The following is a 15,501-nucleotide window of genomic DNA, read 5'->3' as shown; positions in this document are numbered from 1 at the left end:
TTCCTCGTTCGTCCGGCGCGCCCCCGCGCGCCGCGTCTCAGCGCGCGGCGAGCACGATGCCCGCCCTCGCCGTCCCCCGGTCCACTGCCCACCGCCCGGCCGCCGCGAACGCGGGTCCGCGTCGTGCCCCTGCCGCGAAGCTCCCGTCCGGGCGCAGCTCGACGTGGGCACCGTCGATGCCGAACCAGCCGTCGTGCGCGGCCGTGCGGGCCTTCGCGACGGCCTCGGCTGCAGCCAGCAGCACGCTGTCCGGACTCTCAACCCCGGATAGGCGGAGCGCGGCGAGACCCCGTGCGACACGGTCGTCCGAGACGTCCGCGATGCGCCGGAGCACCCCCGACGGCAGCGCGCATGCCGGGGTGGCGTCGATGCCGATGCCGGCGTGCTCGTCGCGCCGGGCGACCGCGCAGGCGCGCACGCCGGGGCAGTGGGTGATCGTGCCGACCACGCCGTCGGGCCACCGCGGGGCGCCGCTCCGGTGCACGGGCAACGAGGTCGCGGGGGTGCCGATCGCCGTCAGGGCGCGACGGGCGAGCACGCGGCCGGTCCGGAACTCGGCGCGACGTGCCGGGACGGCGTGCGCGACCGCGGCGCGTTCCTCGTCGGTGAGCGGTCCGTTCAGGTCGTGGTCGACGGCGGCGACGACCACCGAGGCAGGGAGCAGCCCCGCCCAGTCCGTCCCGCCTTGAAGTTGCACATTGCAATCACACGCCGGGAAGCTCCGAGTCCCCCGAACGGGGCACGCTGCGGACGGGGCGTGTCACGAAGGGCCGGGCGGCGGGTCCGTCAGACGGGCAGCACCGCGACGACGGCCGAGCGGTCGCCCCACGTCGCGGTCAGCGTCTCGCCGTCCGGCACGGGCAGTCCGATCACCCGCAGCACGACGAGGTCGCCGTGGTCGGTGTGCACCGTCGTCTCGGTGCCGTCCGTGGTGGCCGAGGCCGTCGTCACCGTGGGGGAGTCGGGCGCCGAGCCGCTGCCCGTCGCCGTGCCCTCCTTGTCGAACCGTCCGGAGCCGTCGGCGCGCTCGAGCTCCGCCTCGTGCCCGCCGGTGGCGATGGCGCGGCGCAGGACGTCGGCGTAGACCGGGTCGGCGACGGCGTCGTACACCCAGCGGCGGCCGAGCACCGAGTGGTCCATCTCGCACACCAGCCAGGCCGCGGCCCCGTCGAGCGGAGCGCCGCGGTAGGTCAGCGGCGTGTGCAGGAGCCGTCCCTCGGGCGTCCGCACGATGATCTCCTCGACGCCGACCTCGCCCTCGGGGTCGTCGAACCGGAAGCGGGTGACGACCTCGACGGTGGCGCCGGCGGTGAGCCCGCTCCACGGCTGCGCGGGCAGCCAGGCGGCGAGGGCCTCGGCCTTGGACGGTCGGAGTTCTGCGCGGTGGATGACGGCCATGCGCCGACGCTACCGAGCAGACCTCGACTCTTGCCGTCGGCCCGCCGCATCGACCTCCGTGCGCTGGATCGGTGCGCGACGGTCAGTGCACCGAGAAGCCGCCGTCGACCGCGATCGACTGTCCGGTGACGTACGCGGAGCCCGGTCCGGCCAGGAACACCGCCGCGGCCGCGAAGTCCGACGGCTCGCCGTTCCGGCCGACGAGCGTCCGCGCGGCGAGCGCCGCGACCCGCTCGGGATCGGCGGATAGCCGCCGGTTGAGCGCGGTCTGCACGAAACCGGGGACCAGGACGTTCGAGGTGACCCCGCTGCCCGACCAGGCCTCCGCCTGGGAGCGCGCCAGTGCCTCCAGGCCGGCCTTCGACACCCCGTACGCGCCGCTCGCGGCGAAGGGGCGGTGCGCCTGCTGCGAGCTGATGCCGATGATGCGGCCGTACCCCCGTGCGGCCATGCCGGGCGCGAGCCGCTGGCCGAGCACGAAGGGTGCGTCGAGGTTGACGGCCATCGTCGCGTCCCACGTGCCCTCGTCGAGGTCGGGCATCGGCGGCCGCAGGTTGATGCCCGCCGAGTTGACGAGGACGTCCACCTCGCCGACGGCGTCCGCGAGCGCGTGGGCTCCCGATCGGGTCGACAGGTCCGCGACGACTCCGACGGCGGACCCGCCGTAGGAGGTGATCGTCGCGACGGTCTCGTCGATCGCATCTCGCGTGCGCGCCGCGACCACCACGTGGGCGCCCGCGTCCGCCAGGGCGAGCGCGATCGCCCGCCCGATGCCGGAACTGCCCCCGGTGACCAGTGCACGACGACCGTCGAGGCCGAAGAGCTGCTCCAGTGCCATCCGGCCAGGCTACCGACGCCCGTACGCTGGGACGGTGCGCGACGACCTGCTCCCCGTGCTCGCCTGCCCCGTCTGCGCCGAGCCACTCGCCCGCGTCGACGGCGGGCAGGTCGGGTGCGCCACCGGACACCGGTTCGACGAGGCGAAGCAGGGCCACCTCACGCTCCTGCCCGCGAAGCGCCGCGCCCTGACCGCGGACACCCCGGAGATGGTCGACGCGCGAATCCGGTTCCTCGGTCGCGGGCACTACGCACCGGTCGAGCGGGCGCTCGCCGCGGTCGTGGTGGCCACGGGGGCGCCGGGCGTCGTGCTCGACGTCGGCTCCGGCCCCGGCACGTACCTGGCGCATGCGCTGGACGAGACCGCACCGGTCGCGGGCGCCTCGGACGGGACCGCACTGGACGCGACGGCACCGGACGCGACCGCGCCGGACGGGAGGCCCGGCTCGGCTCCGGCAGGTTCCGTCACTGCCCGCCTCGGGGTCGCGCTGGACCTGTCCGCGGTCGCGATCCGACGTGCGGCACGCGTGCACCCGCGGGCGGGAGCGGTCGTCGGGGACGTCACCGAGCGCCTCCCGGTCGTCGACGACGCGGCGGCCGTCGTGCTGGACGTCTTCGCCCCGCGCAACCAGCGGGAGTACGCCCGGGTGCTGCACCCGGCGGGCGTGCTCGCCGTGGTGACCCCGCGGACCGGGCACCTCGCGGAGCTGGCCGAGGCGACCATCGCCGTCGACCCGGAGAAGGAGCGGCGCCTGCGGGACTCACTCGAGCCGACCTTCACGCAGCGGTCGTCCGAGGACCTGACCTGGACGATGGACCTGTCCGCCGAGGACGTGCACGACGTGGTGCACATGGGTCCGAGCCACCACCACGTCGACCCGGACCGGGTGTTCGCGCCGACGAGCGTGACGGCGGCCGTGACGGTCAGCACGTGGACGGTCGCCGGACCGCCCACGCGCTGACGGTCCGCGCGTCGATCGTTCAGGCCTGCGGTGCCGCCACGTCGAGCTGCCACACCACGCCGAACCGGTCGCGGAGCTGACCGGCGAGCGGGGCCCACGGCGACGGGGCGAGCGGCTGGCGCACCTCGGCACCGTCGGACAGGGCCTCCCAGTAGCGGGTGACCTCGTCGGCGTCGTCGCCGTGCACGAACACGTAGAAGGCGTTCGCGCCCTGGTCGTACGGCTGGTCGGGCCAGACGTCGAACGCCATGATCCGGAAGCCGGCGTCGGTCGTGACCTGGCCGAACACGATGCGGTCCGCCCAGGCGGGGTCCTGCGATGCGCCCATCTGGCCGTAGGTGGCGGCGGTGACGGTGCCGCCGAACGCGGATGCCCAGAAGTCGAGGGCCTCCCGTGCCTGTCCGTCGAAGTTGATGTGGGTCGTGGTCTCAATGCTCATGGGTCGAGTGTCGACGGTGTTGCGGTCAGATCGTGACCGCTTCTCGACGGACGATGGACGACATGGCCGGACCGTCCTCGCGCATGCTCGCCCTGCTCTCGCTGCTGCAGGTGCACCGAGAGTGGACGGGCGACGAGCTCGCCGGGCGCCTGACCGTGAGCCCCAGGACGCTCCGCCGCGACGTCGACCGGCTCCGCGACCTCGGCTACCGCATCGACTCCGTCCGGGGCCCGGCCGGTGGCTACCGCCTGGCCGCCGGATCGGACCTGCCGCCGCTGCTGTTCGACGACGACCAGGCGGTGGCGATCGCCCTGGCCCTCGCGGTCGCTCCGGCCTCCGGCGCGGACATCGCCGAGTCCGCCGTCCGCGCGCTCGCCACGGTCCGGCAGGTGATGCCGGACCGGCTCCGGCAGCGGGTCGACCTGGTGGACGCCGTCGTCGGGTCGTCGGGACCGCGGGTCGACCCGGACGTGCTGGTCGCCGTCAGCGAGGCCGTGCACCGGCACGAGGTCCTGCGGTTCGGGTACGGCGAGCGGGACACGCCGCATCGGGTCGAGCCGCACGCGGTGGTCGCCCGGTACGGCCGGTGGTACCTGCTGGCGTGGGACCCCGAGCACGACGACTGGCGCACCTACCGGGTCGACCGGATCGCACCGCGGATGCGGACGCGGCTCCCGTTCAGCCCGCGCCCCGTTCCCGGTGGGGACGCTGCGGCGTTCGTGTCGTCCCGGTTCAAGGGGTCCGACCAACAGGACGTGTGGCCGTGCCGCGGGGCCGTCCTGCTCACCGGGCTGGACGCCGAGCGCGTCGCACCGTTCCTGCCCGAGGACGCCGTGCTCGAGGCGCTCGACGACGGCCGTCGGCGGCTGACGCTCGGCTCGTGGTCGTGGGACGGGCTCGCCGGCGCGGTCGCCGCGCTGACGGTGCCGTTCGTGGTCGAGGGGCCGGAGGAACTGCGTGCCGCTGTGCGCCGATCGGCGGAGCGGCTCGAGCGCGCGGCGGTGCGTTAGGGCGGTGCATGCGTCCGTCAGGACGCCGTCAGGAACCCGTTAGGACCGGCCTGGAGGCGCCACACCGGATCCAGCATCGGTACCGCACCACCCGTGGTGCGGTCCGCGCCGTCCGGCGTCGGACCCTCGAGCAACCTCATCGGAGTCCCTCGTGTTCGACGTCTTCGTCGTCGCCGGTGTCCTCGCCGTGTTCGGCGTGGTGGCACTCATCGCCAAGGGGGTGGAGCGGCTGTGATCGTCGTCACCATCGCCGCCGCCGTCCTCGGCATCGCATCGGTCGTCTACCTCGTGTGGGCCCTCGTCCACCCGGAGCGCTTCTGATGGCGGGCTCCCCGGCCGACACCTGGGCCGGCATCGCCCAGGTCGCCACGCTCGTCCTGCTCCTGGTGGTCGCGCACCGCCCGGTCGGTGACTGGATGGCGCGTGTCTACACGCCGACGAAGCACGCCCGCATCGAGCGCGGCGTCTACCGCGTGATCGGTGTCGACCCCGACGCCGAGCAGTCCTGGCCGGCGTACCTGCGCGGCGTGCTGCTCTTCAGCGCCGTCGGCGTACTGCTCGTCTACCTGCTCCAGCGCATCCAGGTCGTCCTGCCCGGCGACCTCGGGCTGCCGAACGTCGGACCGTCGCTCGCGTTCAACACCGCCGCGTCGTTCGTGTCGAACACGAACTGGCAGTCCTACTCGCCCGAGGCGACGATGGGCTACGCCGTGCAGATGGCGGGCCTCGCAGTGCAGAACTTCCTGTCCGCCGCGGTCGGCCTCGCGGTCGCCGTCGCCCTGGTCCGCGGGTTCGCACGACGGAAGTCGGGCACGCTCGGCAACGTCTGGGTCGACGTCGTGCGCGGAACCGGTCGGCTCCTGCTGCCCGGTGCCTTCGTCTTCGCGATCGTCCTGGTCGCCGGCGGTGTCGTGCAGTCGTGGGGCAGTGGCATCGACGTCACCACCCTCGCCGGCGGCACCCAGCACATCCCCGACGGCTTCGTCGCGTCGCAGGAGGCCATCAAGGAGCTCGGCACGAACGGTGGCGGCTACTTCAACGCGAACTCGGCGCACCCCTTCGAGAACCCGCAGGCGTGGACGAACCTCGTCGAGGTCTTCCTCATGCTCGTCATCCCGTTCTCGCTGCCCCGCACCTTCGGGCGGCTGGTGGGCGACGACCGCCAGGGCTACGCGATCCTCGCCGTGATGGGCGCGATCTTCCTCGTGTCGCTCTCGGTGATGTCGATCGCCGAGCTCGCCGGCGGCGGCAGCGCCACGCAGGCTGCCGGTGCGGCCATGGAGGGCAAGGAGGTGCGCTTCGGCATCCTCGGCACGACGCTCTTCGGCACGACCTCGACCGCCACGTCCACCGGTGCGGTGAACGGCATGTTCGACAGCTTCACGCCGATCGGCGGCATGATGGCGCTCCTCAACATGATGCTCGGCGAGATCAGCCCCGGCGGTGTCGGCTCCGGCCTGTACGGCATGCTCGTGCTCGCCGTGATCACGGTGTTCATCGGCGGTCTGCTCGTCGGACGGACGCCGGAGTACCTCGGCAAGAAGATCCGTGCGCGCGAGATGACCTTCGCCGCGCTGTACATCCTCGTCACGCCGACCCTGGTGCTGCTCGGCACCGGACTGTCCCTGGTGATCCCGGGCGTCCGCGAGCAGGTCCTCGGCACGAGCATCTTCAACCCGGGCAACCACGGGCTGTCCGAGCTCCTCTACGCCTTCACCTCGGGCGCGAACAACAACGGCTCCGCCTTCGGTGGGCTCACCGCGAACACGACGTGGATGAACTCCGCGCTCGGCGTCGTGATGCTGCTCGGCCGGTTCGTCCCGATCGCGCTCGTCCTGGCGCTCGCCGGGTCGCTCGCCGCGCAGGACAAGGTGCCCGCCACCGTGGGGACGCTCCCCACGCACCGGCCGCTGTTCGTCGGCCTGCTCGGTGCGGTCGCCGTGATCGTCACCGCCCTCACCTACTTCCCGGTCCTCGCCCTGGGCCCCCTCGCCGAAGCGCTCGCACGATGAAAGCCGCATCGATGACACACGACACCACGACCACCGCGACCGCCGAGGCGGAGGCGACCAGCGCCTCCCGGCCGGTCACCCGATCGTCCGCCTTCGGACCCCGACAGCTGGCGGCCGGCCTGCCCGGCGCCCTCCGCAAGCTCGACCCGCGCCTGATGTGGCGCAACCCCGTCATGTTCATCGTCGAGGTCGGCGCCGCGCTCACCACCGTGACCGCGTTCGTCGAGCCGTCGGTGTTCACCGCCGCGATCGCGGTGTGGCTCTGGCTGACCGTCGTCTTCGCGAACCTGGCCGAGGCCGTCGCCGAGGGCCGGGGCAAGGCCCAGGCCGACACCCTGCGGAAGACCCGCTCCACCACCAGCGCCCGCCGGGTCCTGCGGTGGGACGCGTCCGACGCCGCCGCGCTGTCGAACGACACCGAGGAGGTCGCCTCGGTGGACCTCGCCAAGGGGGACGTCGTGGTGGTCGTCGCCGGCGAGGTGATCCCCGGCGACGGCGACGTCGTCGAGGGCATCGCGAGCGTCGACGAGTCGGCGGTCACCGGTGAGTCGGCGCCCGTCATCCGCGAGTCCGGCGGCGACCGCAGCGCCGTCACCGGCGGCACCCGGGTGCTGTCCGACCGCATCGTGGTCCGCATCACCTCGACCCCCGGCGAGACGTTCATCGACCGGATGATCCGGCTCGTCGAGGGCGCCGCACGGCAGAAGACGCCGAACGAGATCGCGCTGAACATCCTGCTCGCATCGCTGTCGATCGTCTTCGTGATCGTCTGCCTGACGATGCAGCCGATCGCCGGGCTGGTCGGTGCGACCGTCAGCGTGCCGGTGCTCATCGCGCTGCTCGTCTGCCTCATCCCGACCACCATCGGGGCGCTGCTCTCCGCGATCGGCATCGCCGGCATGGACCGGCTCGTGCAGCACAACGTCCTGGCGATGTCCGGCCGTGCGGTCGAGGCCGCCGGGGACATCACGACGCTGCTGCTCGACAAGACCGGAACGATCACGTACGGCAACCGTCAGGCCTCGCGTGTGGTGCCCGTCCCCGGGATCACCGAGGCGGAGCTCATGGAGGCCGCCGCGTTGTCGAGCGCCGCGGACAGCACGCCCGAGGGCCGTTCCATCGTCACGCTCGCCGAGCAGGACGGCATCGCGCCGGGCAACCCGGCGGGCGCGGTCGAGGTGCCCTTCACGGCGCAGACCCGCATGTCCGGGCTCGACCTGGCCGACGGGTCGCAGATCCGCAAGGGTGCGGCGGCGGCCGTGCTCGCGTGGGCGGGATCGACCGACGCGGCCGTCGTCGCGGCGATCGACACCGCGGTCGCCGAGATCTCCGACCAGGGCGGGACACCGCTCGTCGTCGGGCGCCGCTCGGCCTCGGGCTCCGTCGCCCTGCTCGGCGTCGTGCACCTGAAGGACGTCGTGAAGGACGGCATGGCGGAGCGCTTCGCCGAACTGCGGTCGATGGGCATCCGCACGGTGATGATCACCGGCGACAACCCCCGCACCGCCGCCGCGATCGCGGCCGAGGCCGGTGTGGACGACTTCCTCGCCGAGGCCACGCCGGAGGACAAGCTCGCCTACATCCGCAAGGAACAGGAGGGCGGCAACCTCGTCGCGATGACCGGTGACGGCACGAACGACGCCCCCGCCCTGGCGCAGGCCGACGTCGGCGTCGCGATGAACACCGGCACCACCGCTGCGAAGGAGGCCGGCAACATGGTCGACCTCGACTCCGACCCGACGAAGCTCATCGACGTCGTCCGGATCGGCAAGCAGCTGCTCATCACCCGCGGGGCACTCACCACGTTCTCGATCGCCAACGACGTCGCGAAGTACTTCGCGATCATCCCGGCGATGTTCCAGGCGGCGTTCCCCGGCCTGGCGGCGCTGAACATCATGGGGCTGCACAGCCCGTCGTCGGCGATCCTGTCGGCCGTCGTGTTCAACGCGCTCGTCATCGTGGCGCTCATCCCGCTGTCGCTGCGCGGCGTCAAGTACCGCGCGGCCTCGGCGTCGTCCGTCCTCGGACGCAACCTGCTCGTCTACGGGCTCGGCGGCGTCATCGTCCCCTTCATCGGCATCAAGGCGATCGACCTCGTGGTCGGTCTCATCCCGGGGTTCTAGACCATGGCTTCCTCATCACGTTCCTTCTTCCGCTCCACCGGTGTGGCCGTGCGCCTCACCCTGCTGTCCACCGTCGTGCTCGGCATCGCCTACCCGCTCGCGGTGTGGGGCGTCGGCCAGGCCGCCTTCCACGACCAGGCGAACGGATCGATGGTCACCGACTCCTCCGGCAAGGTCGTGGGCTCGTCCCTCATCGGGCAGTCCTTCATGGGGGACCAGGCCGACCGCTGGTTCCAGTCGCGTCCGAGCGCCGCGGGCGAGAAGGGGTACGACGCGAACGCCTCGTCCGGCTCGAACCTCGGTCCGAACAACCCCGACCTGTTGAAGAGCATCGAGGAGCGCCGGGCGGCCGTGGCGAAGGCCGACGGGGTCAGCGCGGCCGAGGTGCCCGCCGATGCGGTGACCGCGTCGGGCTCCGGCCTCGACCCGGACATCAGCCCGGAGTACGCGTTGCAGCAGGTGTCCCGGGTGGCCGAGGCCCGGGGGCTCTCCGAGTCCACCGTCCGCGCGCTCGTGCAGCAGCACACCGAGTCGCGGCAGGTCGGGTTCCTCGGCGAGCCGGTCGTGAACGTCCTCGAGCTGAACCTGGCCCTGGCCGCCGCGCGCTGACCCCTTGCGACGGAACCAGGTTCCGGACACAGCACCGCGCAACTTCGTGGTGTGGTGTCCGGAACCAGGTTCCGCCCGCCCACCACCCCACCGAAGCGCGAGAGGATGAGCACGTGAAGCGCGGGAAACTCCGGGTGCTGCTCGGCGCCGCTCCTGGTGTCGGCAAGACCTACACGATGCTCGAGGAGGGCCACCGGCTCCGCGCCGAGGGCCGCGACGTCGTCGTCGCGGTCGTCGAGACCCACGAGCGAGCCGCCACGGCCGCGCTGGTCGACGGCCTCGAGCTCGTGCCCCGCCGGATCGTCGAGCACCGCGGCGTCGCACTCGACGACATGGACCTCGACGCGGTCGTGGCCCGCGCACCCGACGTCGCCCTCGTCGACGAGCTCGCCCACACGAACGCCCCCGGCAGCCCCAACGAGAAGCGCTGGCAGGACGTCGAGGTGCTCCTCGCCGCAGGCATCAGCGTCATCTCGACGGTCAACATCCAGCACATGCAGTCCCTCGGGGACGTCGTCCGCGAGATCACCGGGACGGTGCAGCGCGAGACCGTCCCGGACGCCGTGGTCCGCGCCGCCGACCAGATCGAGGTCGTCGACCTGTCCCCGGCATCGCTGCGCGAACGGCTCTCGGACGGGCTGGTCTACCCCGCCGCCCGCATCGACGCGGCACTGTCGAACTACTTCCGCCTCGGCAACCTCACCGCCCTGCGCGAGATCGCCCTGCTCTGGCTCGCCGACGAGGTCGACGACGCACTCAAGGCCTACCGTGCCGAGCACGGCATCGACCACCGGTGGGAGACCCGGGAGCGTGTGCTCGTCGCGCTGACCGGCGGCCCGGAGGGCGAGACCCTGCTGCGCCGCGGCGCCCGCATCGCCGCCCGCAGCGCCGGCGGGGAGCTCGCCGCCGTCCACGTCACGACGAACGACGGGCTGCGCGAGCGGCACCCGGGAGCGCTCGGCAAGCAGCGCGCCCTGCTCGAACAACTCGGCGGGACCTACCACCAGGTGGTCGGCGACGACGTGCCGTCGACCCTGGTCCGGTTCGCGAAGTCGGTCGACGCGACCCAGATCGTCATCGGCGTCAGCCGCCGCAGCCGCCTCGCCGCCGCGCTCACCGGTCCCGGCATCGGCAACACGGTCGTCCGCGAGTCCGGTGACATCGACGTGCACGTCGTCACCCACGAGCGGGCGGGCGGCGGCTTCGCCCTGCCGAAGCTCGGCGGCAGCCTGTCGCGCGGCCGGATCGCCGCCGCGTTCGCGGTCTCGCTGCTGCTCGGCCCGCTGCTGACCTGGCTGCTGTCGTTCGGCAACGACCCCGACGCCATCACGGTGGACGTGCTGTCGTACCAGCTGCTCGTGCTCGTCGTCGCGCTGATCGGCGGGATGTGGCCGGCCGTCTTCACCGCCGTGCTGTCCGGGCTGAGCCTCGACTACTTCTTCGTGCAACCCCTCTACATGGTCACCGTCCAGCAGCCGTGGCACCTGGTGGCGCTCGTGATGTACGTCATCAGTGCCGTGCTGGTCAGCTTCGTGGTCGACCGGTCCGCCCGTCGCAGCCGCGCGGCACGTCGTGCAGCCGCCGAGTCCGGGCTCCTGGTCGGGATCGCCGGCAGCGTGCTCCGCGGCGACGACGCCCTGCAGGCGCTGCTCGACCGGACCCGCGAGGCCTTCGGCTTCACCGGCGTGCGGATCCGTCAGGGCGACGAGGTGCCGGCCACGTCGGGGACGTTCGCCGACGCGCCGGACGCGACCACGAGCCTCCCGTCCGGCGCCGTCCTCGAGTTCTCCGGCGCCCCCGACGACCCGACCCAGCGCCGGCTGCTGCGCGTCGTCGAGCAGCAGCTCGACGCCGCCGTCGAACACCGGCGCCTCACCCGCACCGCGGTCGACGCGGAGCGGATCGCTGCGGCGGACCGCGTCCGGAGCGCCATCCTGGCGGCCGTCGGGCACGACGTGCGCCGACCGATCGCGGCGGCGTCCGCCGCCGTCCAGACCCTGCACGCCTCCGACATCGAGCTCTCGCCGGCCGACCGGGAGGCGCTGCTCACCACCGCCGACGAGAGCCTCCGCCAGCTGGCGGTGCTGCTGGCCGACCTGCTCGACGTCAGCCGCGTGCAGGCTGGTGTCCTCGCCGTCACCCCGCTGCCGACCGCCCTCGAGACGGTCGTCGCCCCCGCGCTCGACGAGCTCGAACTCGGCCCGGACGACGTCGACCTCGACCTGCCCGCCGACCTGCCGCCCGTCCTCGCCGACCACGGACTGCTGCAGCGCGTCGTGGTGAACCTGCTCGCCAACGCCAGCCGCTACGCGCCGGAGGGCACGCGCGTCCGCGTCGCGGCGAGCGCCTTCGGTGGCGGCGTCGAGCTGCGCGTCGCCGACCACGGCCCGGGCATCCCCGAGGACCGACGCGGCGAGGTGTTCCAGCCCTTCCAGCGACTCGGCGACACCGACAACGAAACCGGACTCGGACTCGGGCTGGCGCTCGCGCGCGGCTTCACCGAGGGCATGGGCGGCACCATCGAGGTCGACGACACCCCCGGCGGCGGGCTCACCGTCGTCGTGCGGCTGCCGATCGCCGGACACCTGGGAGTGGATGTCAAGTGAGCACGAAGGTCCTCATCGCCGACGACGACGCACAGCTCGTCCGGGCCCTGTCCGTCACCCTCGCCGCCCGCGGGTACGACGTCGTCACCGCGCGGGACGGCCGGGCCGCGATCGACGCGGTGATCACCGAGCGCCCGGACATCGTGATGCTCGACCTCGGCATGCCCCGGCTCGACGGCATCGGCGTGCTCGAGGGCATCCGCGCGTGGTCGCAGGTGCCCGTGCTCGTGCTCTCCGGTCGGACCGACTCGTCGGACAAGGTCGACGCGCTCGACGCCGGGGCGGACGACTACGTGACGAAGCCCTTCCAGATGGACGAGCTGCTCGCCCGGCTCCGCGCACTCGGTCGGCGGCAGGCCACGGCCGCGGCGAGTGCGGGTGTGACGCCGACGGTGACGATCGGCGACCTCGTCGTGGACCTCGTCGCGAAGCAGGTCACGCCGTCGACGGGCCCGACGATCCGGCTCACCCCGACCGAGTGGCGGCTGCTCGAGGTCCTCGTGACGAACCCCGGTCGGCTGATGACCCGCGAGATGCTCCTGACCGAGGTCTGGGGTCCGACGCACGGCAACGACTCCGGCTACCTGCGGCTGTACATGGCGCAGCTGCGGCGGAAGCTCGAGCCGGAGCCGTCGCACCCGCGGTACCTGGTGACCGAGTCGGGGATGGGCTACCGGTTCGACCCGACCGGGGCGTGACGGGCGGTGGCGGGCAGGTGGCGTGTGGTCGTCGTGTCCGTGTCGTGGTGCTGTCGCCCCCGTCGTTCCTAGGCTCGGCACCATGAACGAGATGCGGATCGCCACCCTCCGACGCGAGCGTGGCTGGACCCAGGAACGCCTGGCCGAGGCGAGCGGCGTGGCCGTCCGGACCGTGCAACGGCTCGAGGGCGGGAACGACGCGAGCCTCGAGACCCTGTCCGCGATCGCCCGGGCGCTCGAGGTCCCCGTGCGGGAGCTCTTCGCCCAGGAAGACCCCGCGGAGCTCGACCCTGGCGTCCGCGGACTCGACGAGCGGACCGAGGCCGCTGCCGCGGCGGCGGCGACGCAGCAGGCCGCACGCGACCGGTTCGTGGCGGGGTTCTGGTCGTTCTCGACTGCTGTCGGCGTCGTCTTCGGCATCGTCACCGTGCTGCTCCTCGTCCTGCACGTGTGGTCCCCACTGGTGTTCCTGCTCGTCGGGGCCTACTGGGCGGTCCGGCGGCCGGTCGGGCGGTTCCTGCTCGACACCGTGCTGGGCGCGCGGCTCGACCGGCGCTGGCCGCTGTCGTCGGCGACCGACGTGCCGGTCCGTGTCGCGCGCTGAGCCGACGCCGGTCGTCCCTTAGGGGCGTCCAAGGCTGCGCCGACGATCCGCGCACGTGGGGATCGCACTCTCGGGGCATGACCGACACGATCCCCGCCGAGCGCCCGCGCCTCCTGCCACCACCGACCCGAGACCGACCGGCGCTCCGAGAGCGGCTGGCGGGGCTGGTCCGCGGCGGTGCGGACACCGCGCGGTGGGAGCGCCCCGCGTTCCTCGGGCTGCTGCTGGTCACCGGCGTGCTGTACGTCGTGAACCTCGGCGTGAACGGCTGGGCGAACGCGTTCTACTCGGCGGCCGTGCAGGCGGGCAGCCAGAGCTGGGAGGCGTTCTTCTACGGCTCCTCCGACGCCGCGAACGCGATCACGGTCGACAAGCCGCCCGCGTTCCTCTGGGTGATCGGCATCTCCGTCCGGCTGTTCGGGCTGAACTCGTGGTCGATCCTCGTGCCGCAGGCGTTGATGGGCGTGGCGTCGGTGGCGGTCCTGTACCGGATCGTCCGCCGCCGCTTCTCGGCCGATGCCGCCCTGACGGCGGGGGCCGTGCTCGCGACGACACCGGTCGCGACCCTCATGTTCCGCTACGACAACCCGGACGCCCTGCTCGTGCTGCTCACCGTCGGGGCGATCGCCCTGACGCTGCGCGGCATCGAGTCCGGGCGGATGCGGTGGGTGGTCTGGGCCGGGGTGCTCGTCGGGCTCGGGTTCCTGACGAAGCAGCTGCAGGCGTTCCTCGTGCTGCCGCCCCTGGTCGGGGTGTACCTCGTCGCCTCGCCCCGCCCGGTGCTCCGGCGGATCGGGCACCTGCTCGCAGCGGCGCTCGCCGTGGTGGTCTCCGCCGGGTGGTGGGTCGCGATCGTCGAGCTCGTGCCGGCCTCGGCGCGACCGTACGTCGGCGGGTCGCAGACGAACAGCTTCCTCGAGCTCACCTTCGGCTACAACGGCCTCGGGCGGGTCACGGGCGACGAGACGGGGAGCGTCGTGCCGGGCGGGACGACCGGAGCGGGGTCGTGGGGCTCGACCGGCCTGACCCGGCTGTTCGGCTCGGAGTTCGGCACGCAGGTGACCTGGCTGCTGCCGACCGCGCTCGTGCTGCTCGCCGTGTCCCTCGTCGCGATCGGGGTCCGCCGCCGCCGTGACCCGCGGCTCGCGACCGTCCTGGTGCTCGGCGGCTCGTTGCTCGTCACCGGGCTGGTCTTCAGCTTCATGGGCGGGATCTTCCACCCGTACTACACGGTGGCGCTCGCGCCGTACATCGCCGGGCTGGTCGGCATCGGCGCCGGGCTCCTCTGGCAGCGCCGTCCCGTGCTCGCCTGGCGCATCGTCGCGGCGGCGGTCGTGGCGGTCTCCGGCGCCTGGTCGTTCGTCCTGCTCTCCCAGGCGTCGTCGTGGCAGCCGTGGATCCGCTGGGTCGTGCTCGCTGCGACCGTGGTCGGGGCGGCGCTCGTCGTGCTGCGCCCTCGGGGGCGTGTCCTCGCCGGAGCGACCGTCGCGACGGTGCTCGTCGCGGCGCTGCTCGGGCCGACGGCGTTCTCGGTGCAGACCACCACGGTCGGGCACACCGGTGCACTGCCGTCCGCAGGGCCGAGCGTCACGACGAGCGGGTTCGGCGGCGGTCGCGGCGGCATGCCCGTCGGCCGGGGCGGCCCCGGTGGACAGGGCGGTGCCGGCGGTCAGGCAGCGCCCGGCGGCCAGGGAGCACCCGGTGGCCAGGCGGCGCCCGGCGGCCAGGCAGCACCCGCCGGTCGGGGTGGCACCGGTGGGGCACCGGGCGGCACCGGCGGCGGGAACGCCCCCGGCGGCGGCACGAACCTGCTCGGCGGCTCGACCGAGGTGTCCGACGAGGTCGTCGACGCGCTGTCCGTCGACGCCGACGAGTACACGTGGGCCGCGGCGACCGTCGGGTCGAACAGCGCCGCGACCTACCAGCTCGCCACCGGCGACCCGGTCATGGCGATCGGCGGCTACAACGGCACCGACCCCGCGCCGACCCTCTCGGAGTTCCGGGCCCTCGTCGCGGCCGGGAAGGTGCACTGGTTCATCGGCGGCGCATCGCAGTCGGGCGCGGGCAGCAGCACCGGGAGCGACGCCGCCGAGCAGATCGCCGAGTGGGTCGCCGCCCACTCCGAGGCGACGACGGTGGACGGCGTGACGATGTACGACCTCACGCCCGCATCCTGACCACGGAGACCGCCGGTACCGCCCGC

The 15,501-nt window shown here is 73.2% G+C and carries 14 protein-coding genes; 10 read left to right on the top strand and 4 right to left on the bottom strand.

The annotated features are described in order from the left end of the window. Positions 1-37 precede the first annotated feature (37 nt). The 3 genes from QUG98_RS12950 to QUG98_RS12940 all read right to left on the bottom strand — a co-directional run bounded on the left by QUG98_RS12950 (position 38) and on the right by QUG98_RS12940 (position 2,236). Positions 38-697, bottom strand: a complete 660-nt coding sequence (locus QUG98_RS12950; RefSeq protein WP_289470936.1) for a 4'-phosphopantetheinyl transferase family protein — start codon at positions 695-697, stop codon at positions 38-40. Positions 698-786: 89 nt separating this feature from the next. Next, on the bottom strand, positions 787-1,398 hold the full coding sequence (locus QUG98_RS12945) for a CG0192-related protein (RefSeq protein ID WP_289470935.1): 612 nt from the start codon (positions 1,396-1,398) through the stop codon (positions 787-789). Between the two features lie 82 nt (positions 1,399-1,480). Then, on the bottom strand, positions 1,481-2,236 hold the full coding sequence (locus QUG98_RS12940; RefSeq protein ID WP_289470934.1) for an SDR family NAD(P)-dependent oxidoreductase: 756 nt from the start codon (positions 2,234-2,236) through the stop codon (positions 1,481-1,483). Between the two features lie 34 nt (positions 2,237-2,270). Between QUG98_RS12940 and QUG98_RS12935 the strand changes: the two genes are divergently transcribed. Continuing rightward, complete coding sequence (locus QUG98_RS12935) at positions 2,271-3,197, top strand: putative RNA methyltransferase (RefSeq protein ID WP_289470933.1); 927 nt, start codon at positions 2,271-2,273, stop codon at positions 3,195-3,197. Positions 3,198-3,216: 19 nt separating this feature from the next. Here QUG98_RS12935 and QUG98_RS12930 read toward each other — a convergent pair whose 3' ends face one another. After that, positions 3,217-3,636 (bottom strand): VOC family protein, encoded by a 420-nt coding sequence (locus QUG98_RS12930; protein ID WP_289470932.1) that lies wholly within the window; start codon positions 3,634-3,636, stop codon positions 3,217-3,219. A gap of 62 nt (positions 3,637-3,698) precedes the next feature. Here QUG98_RS12930 and QUG98_RS12925 point away from each other — a divergent pair, with 62 nt between their 5' ends. From QUG98_RS12925 to QUG98_RS12885, 9 genes are all read left to right on the top strand, one after another. Beyond that, positions 3,699-4,646 carry a helix-turn-helix transcriptional regulator gene (locus QUG98_RS12925; RefSeq protein WP_289470930.1) on the top strand — a complete coding sequence of 316 codons (948 nt, stop codon included), beginning with the start codon at positions 3,699-3,701 and terminating at the stop codon, positions 4,644-4,646. Positions 4,647-4,877: 231 nt separating this feature from the next. After that, positions 4,878-4,967 (top strand): potassium-transporting ATPase subunit F, encoded by a 90-nt coding sequence (locus QUG98_RS12920; protein ID WP_058729515.1) that lies wholly within the window; start codon positions 4,878-4,880, stop codon positions 4,965-4,967. Further along, positions 4,967-6,658: a potassium-transporting ATPase subunit KdpA gene (gene kdpA / locus QUG98_RS12915; protein WP_289470929.1), complete on the top strand. Its 1,692-nt coding sequence runs from the start codon at positions 4,967-4,969 to the stop codon at positions 6,656-6,658. Before QUG98_RS12920 ends, kdpA begins: the two co-directional genes overlap by 1 nt. Positions 6,659-6,669: 11 nt before the next feature. Further along, a complete protein-coding gene (gene kdpB / locus QUG98_RS12910) occupies positions 6,670-8,781 on the top strand; it encodes a potassium-transporting ATPase subunit KdpB (RefSeq protein WP_289470928.1) in 2,112 nt (703 codons plus the stop codon). Between the two features lie 3 nt (positions 8,782-8,784). Then, positions 8,785-9,390, top strand: a complete 606-nt coding sequence (gene kdpC, locus QUG98_RS12905; RefSeq protein WP_289470927.1) for a potassium-transporting ATPase subunit KdpC — start codon at positions 8,785-8,787, stop codon at positions 9,388-9,390. Between the two features lie 113 nt (positions 9,391-9,503). Next, complete coding sequence (locus QUG98_RS12900) at positions 9,504-11,996, top strand: ATP-binding protein (protein ID WP_289470926.1); 2,493 nt, start codon at positions 9,504-9,506, stop codon at positions 11,994-11,996. Further along, positions 11,993-12,694 carry a response regulator gene (locus tag QUG98_RS12895; RefSeq protein ID WP_289470925.1) on the top strand — a complete coding sequence of 234 codons (702 nt, stop codon included), beginning with the start codon at positions 11,993-11,995 and terminating at the stop codon, positions 12,692-12,694. The genes QUG98_RS12900 and QUG98_RS12895 overlap by 4 nt, the downstream gene beginning before the upstream one ends. Before the next feature lie 82 nt (positions 12,695-12,776). Continuing rightward, the gene (locus QUG98_RS12890) at positions 12,777-13,298 is read left to right on the top strand and encodes a helix-turn-helix domain-containing protein (RefSeq protein WP_289470924.1); all 522 of its coding nucleotides are present in this window, start codon (positions 12,777-12,779) and stop codon (positions 13,296-13,298) included. Positions 13,299-13,375: 77 nt separating this feature from the next. Next, positions 13,376-15,475 (top strand): glycosyltransferase family 39 protein, encoded by a 2,100-nt coding sequence (locus QUG98_RS12885; RefSeq protein WP_289470923.1) that lies wholly within the window; start codon positions 13,376-13,378, stop codon positions 15,473-15,475. The last annotated feature ends 26 nt before the right edge of the window (positions 15,476-15,501 follow it).

It is taken from the genome of Curtobacterium subtropicum, from assembly GCF_030362975.1.
Classification (GTDB): domain Bacteria; phylum Actinomycetota; class Actinomycetes; order Actinomycetales; family Microbacteriaceae; genus Curtobacterium; species Curtobacterium subtropicum.
This window is presented reverse-complemented; position numbering and strand designations above follow the sequence as displayed.